At 66.8% G+C, this 11,676-nt stretch carries 10 protein-coding genes; 5 read left to right on the forward strand and 5 right to left on the reverse strand.

Annotation, left to right across the window (positions count from 1 at the left end; all coding sequences use genetic code 11):
- The first annotated feature begins 220 nt into the window (after window positions 1–220).
- The 3 genes from prpE (at window position 221) to O0J73_RS18880 (ending at window position 3,892) form a co-directional block, all read left to right on the forward strand.
- Window positions 221–2,101, forward strand: coding sequence for a propionate--CoA ligase (prpE, locus tag O0J73_RS18870; protein WP_197565144.1), 1,881 nt, complete (start codon window positions 221–223; stop codon window positions 2,099–2,101).
- A 185-nt stretch (window positions 2,102–2,286) separates the two neighbouring features.
- Complete coding sequence (locus tag O0J73_RS18875) at window positions 2,287–2,790, forward strand: hypothetical protein (RefSeq protein ID WP_308309366.1); 504 nt, start codon at window positions 2,287–2,289, stop codon at window positions 2,788–2,790.
- Window positions 2,791–2,836: 46 nt separating this feature from the next.
- Entirely contained in the window at window positions 2,837–3,892 is a 1,056-nt protein-coding gene (locus tag O0J73_RS18880; protein WP_308309367.1) for a suppressor of fused domain protein, read from the forward strand.
- A gap of 65 nt (window positions 3,893–3,957) precedes the next feature.
- Here the strand turns inward: O0J73_RS18880 and O0J73_RS18885 are convergent, their stop codons facing one another.
- From O0J73_RS18885 to O0J73_RS18905, 5 genes are all read right to left on the reverse strand, one after another.
- On the reverse strand, window positions 3,958–4,569 hold the full coding sequence (locus O0J73_RS18885) for a glutathione S-transferase N-terminal domain-containing protein (protein WP_008265997.1): 612 nt from the start codon (window positions 4,567–4,569) through the stop codon (window positions 3,958–3,960).
- Window positions 4,570–4,653: 84 nt separating this feature from the next.
- A complete protein-coding gene (locus tag O0J73_RS18890) occupies window positions 4,654–5,112 on the reverse strand; it encodes a cell wall hydrolase (protein ID WP_004154513.1) in 459 nt (152 codons plus the stop codon).
- Window positions 5,113–5,408: 296 nt separating this feature from the next.
- Entirely contained in the window at window positions 5,409–7,439 is a 2,031-nt protein-coding gene (locus O0J73_RS18895; protein ID WP_308309368.1) for an NADPH-dependent 2,4-dienoyl-CoA reductase, read from the reverse strand.
- 242 nt (window positions 7,440–7,681) lie between these two features.
- Window positions 7,682–8,314: a hypothetical protein gene (locus O0J73_RS18900; protein ID WP_197563985.1), complete on the reverse strand. Its 633-nt coding sequence runs from the start codon at window positions 8,312–8,314 to the stop codon at window positions 7,682–7,684.
- A gap of 111 nt (window positions 8,315–8,425) precedes the next feature.
- Complete coding sequence (locus O0J73_RS18905; RefSeq protein WP_308309369.1) at window positions 8,426–9,445, reverse strand: zinc-binding alcohol dehydrogenase family protein; 1,020 nt, start codon at window positions 9,443–9,445, stop codon at window positions 8,426–8,428.
- A gap of 357 nt (window positions 9,446–9,802) precedes the next feature.
- On the opposite strand from O0J73_RS18905, the gene O0J73_RS18910 reads away from it, so the two are divergent.
- Window positions 9,803–10,894: an OmpA family protein gene (locus O0J73_RS18910; RefSeq protein WP_004154519.1), complete on the forward strand. Its 1,092-nt coding sequence runs from the start codon at window positions 9,803–9,805 to the stop codon at window positions 10,892–10,894.
- Window positions 10,895–11,112: 218 nt separating this feature from the next.
- Window positions 11,113–11,619: a hypothetical protein gene (locus tag O0J73_RS18915; RefSeq protein ID WP_008267393.1), complete on the forward strand. Its 507-nt coding sequence runs from the start codon at window positions 11,113–11,115 to the stop codon at window positions 11,617–11,619.
- The last annotated feature ends 57 nt before the right edge of the window (window positions 11,620–11,676 follow it).

The raw sequence follows: 11,676 nt of genomic DNA on the forward strand, positions 1-11,676 counted from the left end.
CGGCATGGATGCCGCGGGCACTCCCGCAACCGGACCCACCCCGCCATCCCCCAGTAGCCCAGCTTTTGACGTTGACGTTGACGTTGACGTTGACGTTGATTTTGCGGGTGCAGGGCTGCAGGCCCTGCAGAACAAACCCACCCCCTACCAAGGTAGGGCGGCCCGCGCGGCAGCGCCGGACTATCCTCGAAGCCATGACTTTGTCTGGGAGGGCTGCGTCATGAACTACGAGGAAACCTACCGTCGCTCGATCGACGAGCCGGAGGCCTTCTGGGGCGAAGAAGCCAAACGCATCCATTGGCACAAACCGCCGCAGCAGGTGCTCGACTACAGCAACCCGCCGTTCCGGCGCTGGTTCGTCGGCGGCGAAACCAATCTCTGCTACAACGCCGTCGATCGCCACCTGGCCGAGCGCGCCGACCAGCTTGCGCTGGTGGCCATTTCCACCGAAACCAACAGCACCCGCGAGATCACCTACCGCCAGCTGTATCGCGAGGTGAATGACTTTGCTGCCGTGCTCAGGCACCTCGGCGTCGGTCATGGTGACCGCGTGGTGATCTACATGCCGAACATGGCCGAGGCCGTGTTCGCGATGCTGGCCTGCGCGCGTATCGGTGCGGTGCATTCGGTGGTGTTCGGCGGCTTTGCCGCGCACAACCTGGCGCTGCGCATCGATGATGCGAAACCGAAACTGCTGATTGCCGCCGATGCCGGCATGCGCGGCGGCAAGCTGATTCCGTACAAGGCGATGGTCGATGCGGCCTGTGCAGAGGCGACTGCACCGCCACCGCACGTGCTGATCGTATCGCGCGGGCTGGACGCCGCCGAACCGCGGGTGCCGGGCCGCGATGTCGAGTACGCCACCCTGCGCGCGCAGATCGGCGAGGTTGACGTGCCGGTGCAGTGGCTGGAGGCGAGCGAGCCGAGCTATCTGCTGTACACCTCCGGCACCACCGGCAAGCCGAAAGGCGTGCAGCGCGACGTGGGTGGTTACGCGGTGGCGATGGCACAGTCGATGGAGACCGTGTTCGACTGCAAGCCGGGCCAGGTGATGTTCTCCACCTCTGATGTCGGTTGGGCGGTCGGCCATTCCTACAACGTGTACGGCCCGCTGATCGGCGGCTGCACCTCGCTGTTGTACGAAGGGTTGCCGACCAACCCGGACCCGGGCATCTGGTGGGCGCTGTGCGAGCAGTACAACGTGCGAACGATGTTCTCCTCGCCCACCGCCATCCGCGTGCTGAAGAAGCACGATGCAGACTTCATCCATCGCCACGATCTGCGCGCACTGAAGTACCTGTTCCTGGCCGGTGAGCCGCTGGACGAGCCGACTGCGCACTGGATCAGCGAGGCGCTGGGCAAGCCGATCATCGACAACTACTGGCAGACCGAAACCGGCTGGCCGGCGTTGACCCTGCTGCCGGGCCTGGAGATGAAGCCGGTGCGCTTCGGCTCGCCGGGCTTCCCCAATCTCGGCTACCGCATGAAGGTGATCGACGAGAACACCGGCGAGGAAGTGGCACCTGGGCAGAAAGGCGTGCTGGTGATGACCCCGCCATTGCCGCCAGGCTGCATGAGCACGGTGTGGAACGACGACGGTCGCTTCCTGCAGAGCTACTTCAGCCACTTCAAGGAGCTGCTGTACAGTTCGCTGGACTGGGCCATCCGTGATGACGACGGCTACACCTTCATCCTCGGGCGCACCGACGATGTGATCAACGTGGCCGGGCATCGCTTGGGCACGCGCGAGATCGAAGAGGCCATCTCCAGTCATCCACGCGTGGCCGAGGCGGCCGTGATCGGGGTCAAGGATGAACTGAAGGGGCAGGTGCCGCTGGTGTTCGTCACCCTCAAGCAGGGGCTCGATGGCGAGGATCCGGCGCCGGTGGTGGCCGAGATGATGGCGACGGTGACCACTTCACTGGGTGCGGTGGCGCGCCCGGCGCACGTGCACGTGGTCAACGCATTGCCCAAGACCCGCTCCGGCAAGCTGCTGCGGCGCTCGTTGCAGGCGCTGGCGGAGCAGCGCGACCCGGGTGACCTGTCGACGCTGGACGACCCCGGCGCGCTGGAGGAGATCCGCCGGGCGCTGGGGCGCTGACCCGGTAGTGCCGGCCAGCGGCCGGCACTACCCAAGCCTGCCAGGACTTGCGCTAAGCTCGCCCTGTCATCGGTCTGCAACAGAGCCTGCGCTTCGGGGAAGCTGCGCAGGCTTCGACGGTGGCAACCAGGGGGCGTGCCCGGCACGGGCGCGCTGGCATTGCGCATCGAGGATTGGGGGGATGCATGGCATTGCTGCACGCCAAGACGGCCGCTGGCCGTCAGGAAATCGAAGACCGCAGCCGGCGCTTGCCGGCGGCACTGCGTTCGATTCTGTTGATGGTCGATGGCCATCGCGATGACAACGAACTGCGTGGCTTGTTCGAAGGCCTGCGCGCACCACCGGATGCACTGGAACAACTGGTCGCGCAGGGCCTGATCGAAGCCATCGGTGGCAGTGCCGAGGCACCACCGACGCGTGGCATCAGCAGCGGCCGCGAACAGGACCCGGCGCTGTATCAGCACCTGTACGCGGCCATGAGCGATGCGGTGCGTCGCCATCTGGGTCTGAAGGGCTACTTCATGCAACTGAAGATCGAGCGCTGCACCGATGCACTGGCACTGGAGCGGCTGTGCCCGGAACTGCTGGCCGCCGTGGGCAAGGCGCGCAGCCCGGCGCTGGCGCAGCGCTGGTGGCAGGAAACCCAGGCCGCGCTGGTGGATGCGGGTGGCGAGGTCGTACAGGCCTGAGCCACCGCGTAAAGTGACCGGTTCACTTCCCCACAAGGAGTCCCGCGTGCAGGACGACCACGACGACACCGACACCCCTGGCTGGGACGCGATCAACGCTGCGCTGGCGCCGTTGTATGCAGGCCAGGAACCGCGTCATTACGGCACTGCGCTGCCGTACACGCTGGGTGGGCAGGATCCGCTGGATGGCATCAGTGTGTACTGGGCGGATGCGCCGGTGCCGCACTGGCACTACATCACCTATGGCTTTTCCGAGTTGTACGCCAAGGAGAGCAGCGATGCCGACGCCAGTGGCTACGGTTTCGAGCTCACCTTCCGCCTGGCGGCCGTAGACGGTGAGAGCGCAGGCAGCACGCCGCCGGCGTGGCCGATGAACCTGCTGCAGAACCTGGCGCGCTATGTGTTCGGCAGCGGCAACGTATTCGAGGATGGTCACCACCTCAACGCCAACGGTCCGATCGCGCTGGAGACCGGCACCCGGCTGTGCCACCTGGCCTTCATTGCCGATCCGCAGTTGCCGGCACGTGATACCACCAACGGCCACCTGCAGTTCCTGCAGCTGGTCGGCTTGACCGATGAAGAAATGGAGGCGGTCAAGCGCTGGTCCACGCGCGGCGTGCTGCAGACGCTGCAGCCGGCGATGCCGCTGTGGATCAGTGACCTGCAGCGCGGCAATCTGCTGGACGATCCGGCGCTGGCCGCGCAGGTGCAGGCCGGCAGCGAGCGCGAGGGCTCCAGCACCGGCATGCTGTTCATCGAAACGCTTGATTGGCGACAGGAGGCCGGCATCACCACCCTGGTGCTGGGCGCCGGCCAGGTCGCCAGCGTGTGCGAACTGCTGCCGCTGCGCCTGCGCCATGGCAAATCGCTGGAACTGGTCAGCCGCGAACGGCAGTGGGAGTTCATTGCGGCCGGGGGCGGTGAAGCCGGCGAGGTGTCTGCCGACAGCGCGCGCTGGGCGCTGGATGCGACCGGATTGCAGGCGTTGGCGAACGTGCGTGCCGAACGCGGGATCTATCCGCTGACAGGCGTGCTGCGCATTGAAGTGGTGCCGACCTATCTGCGCGACGCCAAGGGTGAGGTGATCCGCCAGATCGGCTGAGATCCCGTTCCCCTGGAGTCAGTTCGGAGCCGCTCGCATCGCGAGCGGCTCCCCCTCATGCAGGGTCAGGCCAGTCCCTCGGCCTTCAGTGCGGCCTGCACGCCGGCGTCGGCGTCCATGCGCGCCTTGTAGGCGGCCAGGTTGTCCAGGCCGGACAGGTCGACCTTGGTGCCAGCGGCCCAGCGCAGGGTGATGTAGAAGTACGGATCGGCGTAACTGCGGAAACCGGCCAGCCACGGCTTGTCGGCCAGCTGCCTGTCAGCGGTTTCGAACAGGCCACGCAGGCGTTTGTGCGCAGCGGCGCGGATGGCGTCGAACTGGCTTTCGTCGGCGATGAACTTGCCTGGTGCGAACAGCGGCGAGAAGGCCGGATGCACGTCCGAATTGACGAAGGCGAGCCAACGGGTGGCTTCGGCGCGCTGGCGCGGGCTGCCGTCACCGCCGAGGCCGGCCTGCGGATAGCTGTCGGCGATATAGCCCATGATGGCGGCGTTCTGCAGCAGCACGAAGTCGCCGTCGACCAGCGCGGGTACCGCACCGGCCGGATTGATCTTGAGGAATTCCGGACCCTTCAGGGTGTCCTTGTTCAGCAGTTCAACCTCGAACGGCTGGCCGGTCCACTGCAGGGCGATGTGGTCGGCGGTGGAACAGGCACCGGGCTTGCTGTACAGCTTCATGGGAACTCCAGGTGATGCGGGCGGGAAGCGCCCACTATCCCAGAGCCTGCCGGCGGGCGGCAACGCTGCCGCCAGCACGGATCGTTACGACTGCCGTGGCTTGAGGTTCTGCACCTTATAGAAGGTGTGATCGCCGATGGTGGCCACCTGGTAGGCATTGCGCCAGTTCGGGCTGGCGATCGACAGCGCGGCGAAGTGGCTGGCACCCGGCACGATCTCGCGGCGCTCGCCGGCCGGCAGCGCCCAGTTGCGCTCGGCGTCGAAAGCGACGTTCATCGCTTCGCTCCACGCGGCGTCATTGCCCAGCTGGGTGCCGGGGGAGACGATGGTCGGCGCGAACTGCTTGCGCGCGGTGACCACCTGGCACATCGAGTCGCCCCACAGGCCACTGTCGAGGCGGCGCAGGGCGACCTCGGCGACGGCCTGCTGGCCGCGCAGGGTCTGGTCGCGGGCTTCCAGGTACACGGTGGTGCTCAAACACAATGAATCAGCGGCCGGCTGCGGCAACAACTGCGACAGCCAGAGAATCCAGGCCAGTTTCATATAACTCCTTGCTCCGTATGGGCCGCACCTCTTGGTTCCCGCAGCGGGGGCTGCGGGCCGGGGTACGACTTGGCGTCATGGGGAGGCGGCCATCGGGGCCGCCCCGTGGGCGGCCCCAAAAGAAACGATCAATACCGATCGAGGGGGCCGCGCCGGCTCACCGGAAACTGGCTGGTGAGCGGAAAGATGGCGCAAGGTAGGGGGGCATAGCCGAACGCATCATGAATCATCCGGCTTGACATTCAGGTTCGGCAGGGGTGACGAAAATCACATTCCGCTCCCCATTCAGGCACGCATCAGAGCGCGGCGGCAACCCGGCTGCCCTGGTCGATGGCCCGTTTCGCATCCAGTTCGGCGGCCACGTCGGCGCCGCCAATCAGCTGTGCGCTGATGCCGGCGGCCTGCAGTTCGGCCTGCAGTGCGCGGTTCGGCTCCTGCCCGGCGCAGATCACCACATGGTCGACCGGCAGCAGCTGCTCGCTGCCTTCGACGCGGATGCGCAGGCCCTCGTCGTCCACGCCGAGGTACTCGACGCCACCCAGCATGCGTACGCCCTTGGCTTTCAACGTGGCGCGGTGGATCCAGCCGGTGGTCTTGCCCAGCCGCGCCCCCGGTTTGCCGGCGCTCCGCTGCAGCAGCCACAGCCGGCGCGGCGAGGCCTCGGGCTGCGGCCGGGCCAGCGCGCCGCGGGCCTCGAAGGTGGCATCCACGCCCCATTCGGCCATCCAGCGCTGCGGGTCCAGCGACGGCGATTCACCGGCGTGGCTGAGGAACTCGCCGACGTCGAAGCCGATGCCACCGGCGCCGATGATCGCCGCATTGGCGCCGACCTCGACCCGGCCCAGCAGCACGTCCAGGTAGCTGACCACCTTGGCGTGATCGGCACCGGGGAAATCGACCCTGCGCGGGGTGATGCCGGTCGCCAGCACCACCTCGTCGAAGCCGGCCAGGCGGGCGGCGTCGGCACGGGTGCCCAGGCGCAGCTGCACACCGGTTTCGGCCAGTTTGTGCCGGAAGTAGCGCAGTGTCTCGTAGAACTCTTCCTTGCCCGGAATACGCTTGGCCACGTTGAACTGGCCGCCGATCTCCTCATTGGCATCGAACAGGGTGACCTGATGGCCGCGCTCGGCGGCGACGGTGGCACAGGCCAGCCCGGCCGGGCCAGCACCGACCACGGCCACCTTCTTCGGTGCGGTGGTCGGGCGGTAGACCAGCTCAGTCTCGTGGGCCGCACGCGGGTTGACCAGGCAGCTGGCCAGCTTGTTCTCGAACACGTGGTCCAGGCAGGCCTGGTTGCAGGCGATGCAGGTGTTGATCGCCTCGGCACGGCCGGCGCGGGCCTTGTTGGCCCATTGCGGGTCGGCCAGTAGCGGGCGCGCCAGCGACACCATGTCCGCACCGCCATCGGCCAGGATGCGTTCGGCAACGTCGGGCATGTTGATGCGGTTGGTGGCGACCAGCGGCAGCGCCACATGTGGCTTGAGCTTGGCGGTGACGCTGGCAAAGGCCGCACGCGGCACCGAGGTGGCGATGGTCGGAATCCGCGCTTCATGCCAACCGATGCCGGAATTGATGATCGTGGCACCGGCGGCCTCGATGGCCTGTGCCTGCTGCACGATCTCCTGCCAGTTGCTGCCGTCCTCGACCAGGTCCACCAGCGACAGGCGGTAGATGATGATGAAGTCCGGACCGCAGGCTTCACGGATGCGGCGCACGATCTCCACCGCGAAGCGCATGCGCTGGCTGGCGTCGCCGCCCCAGCGGTCGCTGCGCGTGTTGGTGCGCGGGGCGATGAACTCGTTGATGAGGTAGCCTTCCGAGCCCATCACTTCCACGCCGTCGTAGCCGGCCTCGCGGGCCAGCTTCGCGCTGCGCGCGTAGTCGGCGATATGCCGTTCGACGCCGCTGGCCGACAGCGCGCGCGGCGTGAACGGGTTGATCGGTGCCTTCAGCTTCGACGGTGCCACCGACAACGGGTGGTAGGCGTAACGGCCGGCATGCAGCAGCTGCAGGCAGATCTTCGCGCCGTGCTGGTGCGCGGCGGCGGTGAGCTGCCGGTGCGGGCGCACCTCCCAGGGCCAGGACAGCTTGCCGCCGAACGGCTTCAGCCAGCCGACCACATTCGGTGCGAAGCCACCGGTGACGATCAGGCCGACGCCACCCTCGGCGCGCTCGGCGAAGTAGGCCGCCAGCCGCGGGAAATCGCGTGCACGATCCTCCAGGCCGGTGTGCATCGAGCCCATCAGTACGCGGTTGCGCAGCTGGGTGAAGCCCAGGTCCAGCGGGGTGAACAGGTGGGGATAGGCGCTTTCGTTGGCTGGCGACATGGTCGATACGCTTGCGTACGGAAGCGCGCAGCGTGCCGCGAAACGGCGGCCGGAGCAAGGGCTGCTTCGCTGGTAGTGCCGGCCGCTGGCCGGGTACGCTCGGCACATGCGTGCTGTCGCTCCCGCAATTCGCTGCGCGAACCGCGGGCCCCACTTACGGGCTTCCACGCCCCCGCGCCTGCGGCGCTGCCCCCGAACTCCGGGGGCGGTAGTGCCGGCCGCTGGCCGGCATCCCGATCAGCTCAGGGTGATTGCGGTTGCCGGCCAGCGGCCGGCGCGACCGGCGACGGCCGACCAATGCCGAACCAGCCCAGCGTTACTCCGCACAGCGGACCGATCAGCAGGGCGAAGGCCAGGGTGCCGAGGCCGACGTTGCCGCCCAGCCACCAGCCCAGCAGCAGCACGCTGCCCTCGATCAGGCTGCGCACCTTCCAGATCGGCCAGCCGGTGCGGGCGTGCAGGCCGGTCATCAGACCATCGCGCGGGCCCGGGCCGAGCTTGGCGCCGATGTACAGGCCGGTGGCCAGGGCGACCAGCAGCATGCCGGCGCAGAACATCGCCAGCTGCCAGCCAAGGCCGACGGCCGGCGGCAGCAGCCACAGCCCGAACTGCGCGGACGGGCCGATCAGCAGCACGTTGAGCACCGTGCCGACGCCCGGCTTCTGCCGCAGCGGCCACCACAGCAGCAGCACCAGAGCACCGATCACGTTGGTGGCGAGGCCGAACGAAAGCGGAGTCTGTGCGGCGATGCCCTGTGACAACACATCCCAGGGGGCGACTCCGATCGCGGCACGGATCATCAATGAGGCGCCGAAGCCGTACAGGAACAGGCCGACGATCAGTTGCAGAAGGCGCAGGGGCAGGGCGGAGGGCATGACGGGGCTCGGGGGAGGAGGATCTGTTCCCACCCTAATCGCGATTCAGTCACATCCATAGATACAGATGGCGGCCAATCCGACCGCACAGGTGGATGCGCCGCGCCGGCGTCAGTCGTCCCAGCCTGCCAGCGCCAGCTTGCCCACCGTGCGGCCGCTGGCCAGGCGTTGATGCGCGCTGTCCAGGTTGGCAGCATTTATCCTGCCCAGCGTTTCGCTGAGGGTGCCGCGCAGCTGGCCGGCGTCGATCATGCTGGCCGCGCGGCTGAGAATCCGGTGCTGTTCGATGCGGTCGGCGGTGCCGAAGCGCGCGCGCGCGAACATGAATTCCCAGTGGATGCCGATGCACTTGGCCTTGTAGGGATCGCCGATGCGCAGCGCGCCGCGCGGTTCGACGATCAGGCCGACATGGCCCTGCGGTGCCAGCAGCTGGCCCAGCTCATCCCAGTAGTGGTCGGTGTCGGCCAGGTTGAGCGCGACCTGTACCGCATCGATGCCCAACGCCTGCAGCTGCGGGAGCAGCGCCTGCCGGTGGTCGATCACATGCTGGGCGCCCATCTGCCGGCACCAGTCAACCGAGGTTTCGCGGGACGCTGTGGCGATCACCTCGAAGCCTGCGTGGCGGGCCAGCTGGATCGCCATCGAGCCGACGCCGCCTGCGCCGCCGATCACCAGCAGGTGCTGGCCGGCATGACGGCGGTCATCCAACTGCAATGGCATGCGCTGGAACAGCAACTCCCAGGCGGTGAGCGTGGTCAGTGGCAGGGCCGCGGCTTCGGCGAAATCCAGCGTGGTCGGTTTGCGTGCGACCAGGCGTTCATCCACCCACTGGTACTGGGCGTTGCAGCCCGGGCGAGTGACATCGCCTGCGTAGTAGACCTCGTCACCGGAGGCGAACAGGCTGGCCTCGTCACCGATCGCCTCGACCACGCCAGCGGCATCCCAGCCGAGTACACGGGGCGTTGCGAGCGTGGCCGGATCGGTGGCAGCGCGCTGCTTGCCGTCGACAGGGTTGACCGAGACCGCTTCCACCCGGACCAGCAGATCGCGGCCACGCGGAGGCAGCGGTGGTGGCAGGCGGACATCACACAGGGAAGGGGCGGATTCACGACTCAGGGCGACGGCTTTCATCTCGGCTCCGGCTGGGTTCGTGGTCCCATCATAAGGTTCCTCACCTTTCAGCAAGTGCGCTGAACCACGCGGCGCGTCCGCTTGCGCAGTATGTCGTTTTTGCCACTTAAACCCCGTCAAACCCTTGCAGCGTGCGGGTCTTGCGGATTTTCATCATCCTGTATAGGGTTTCAACGTCGGACCGGTGGAGGGTCGGGCGCGATACTTCACATGTTACGGGACTGTTAACATGACCTTCACCCGCCTGAGCATAATGTTCGCGGCGGTGGCGTGCTGAATCGGCTGTCGTACATCGACGCAGTAGTGCTGGCCCATGCCTCTACCGGTTTCATACCCCCGAAATAGGAGCTGTACTCAATGAACAAGAAGATCCTTACTGCCGCGCTGCTGGGTGGTCTGGCTTTCGCCCAGGCTGCGTCGGCGCAGGAGTTCGATGACCGCTGGTACCTGACCGGTTCGGCCGGCTTCAACTTCCAGGACAACGACCGTCTGACCAATGACGCTCCGTTCGTGACCCTGGGCCTGGGTAAGTTCATCAGCCCGAACTGGTCGCTGGACGGTGAGCTGAACTATCAGAACCCGAACTTCGATTCGAACAAGGACCTGAACTGGTCGCAGTACGGCGCCTCGCTGGACCTGCGTCGCCACTTCATCAAGGAAGGCCGCGGCTGGAACCCGTACATCCTGGGTGGCCTGGGCTACCAGAAGTCGGAAGAGCAGTACCCGGCCCTGGACAACAACGGCCCGCGCAAGCGTAAGGACGGCAACTTCGCCGCCAAGGTCGGCGTTGGTCTGCAGACCACCTTCGAGAAGCGCGTTGCTGTCCGCGCCGAAGTTGCCTACCGCGCTGACTTCGACGACCAGAGCATCGCCGCACGCGATGAAAGCTGGTTCGGCGACGTGCTGGCTTCGGTCGGCGTCGTGATCCCGCTGGGCCCGGCTCCGGTCGCGGCTGCTCCGGCTCCGGCTCCGGTTGCCCCGAGCTGCGCCGACCTGGATGACGACGGTGACGGCGTCAACAACTGCGACGACAAGTGCCCGAACTCGCAGCCGGGTCAGACCATCGGTCCGGACGGTTGCCCGGTGCCGGTCTCCATCGACCTGAAGGGCGTCAACTTCGACTTCGACAAGTCGAACCTGCGTCCGGACGCCGTGGCGATCCTGAGCGAAGCCACCGAGATCCTGAAGCGTTACCCGGATCTGCGCGTTGAAGTTGCCGGTCACACCGACTCGAAGGGTACCGACGCCTACAACCAGAAGCTGTCGGAGCGTCGCGCCACCGCCGTGTACAACTACCTGACCAAGAACGGCGTTGACGCCGGTCGCCTGGTCGGCCCGATCGGCTACGGCGAGAGCCGTCCGATTGCTCCGAACACCAACCCGGATGGTTCGGACAACCCGGAAGGTCGCGCCAAGAACCGTCGTACCGAGCTGAACGTCCAGAACTAAGTTCTGACGCTCTGCAAGTAGGACACAGCAGGACCCGGCTTCGGCCGGGTCTTGTTGTTTCTGCGGCCCGGAATCCGGCTTTTCCACCGCGATGACGACCGTTCGTCGGTATTTTGTTCGTAAAACCAATGAGTTGCCGTATTCATTGAAAGTGGCGCTTGAAAGATGACGCGGCATTGCTAAACTCGCCGCGTCACTTCCTTCCGTGGATGTCCCTCATGCTGCGCTCTGCATCGGCCGCCGTCCTGGCACTGGCCCTGGTTCCCGCCGCCCACGCTGCGGTCGATTGCTCGGTCAACACCAGCGCCTCGCCGCTGCCGCTGCCGGCCACGACCATCGCACCGGTGGCCGACGAGCTGTACATCCGTGGCAACCAGCTGGGCATGCCGGCTGGCGTGCTCAGCGGCAATTACGACCCGTCGCAGTCGCTGGACCAGGTGCTGCAGCGTCTGCGCATCGATGGCTGCCAGAACATCGCCAAGGCCATTCCGAGCGCGCCGGCGGTGAAGCCGAACGATCCGGCGGCCTACAAGCCGCAGACCGAGTTCGACAACACGCCGTGGCGCTTTGACATGAGCCAGAACGGCAAGCGCATGACCGCCGAAGAATTCGACGCCTGGATGAAGGCGCGTGGTGTGCGCGTGGTCAAGGCGCGTCCGGCTCCGGCCGCCACCCCGGCTGCGGCCGAAGCACCGGCTGAGACCAAGCCGGTCGACAAGAAGTAAGCGCCGCGGGGAGCAGAGGCTTGCGCACGCACCGCCCACCTGCCGCCCCCGCCGCCC

The organism is Stenotrophomonas sp. Sm6012 (assembly GCF_030985895.1).
GTDB classification, from domain to species: Bacteria; Pseudomonadota; Gammaproteobacteria; order Xanthomonadales; family Xanthomonadaceae; genus Stenotrophomonas; species Stenotrophomonas forensis.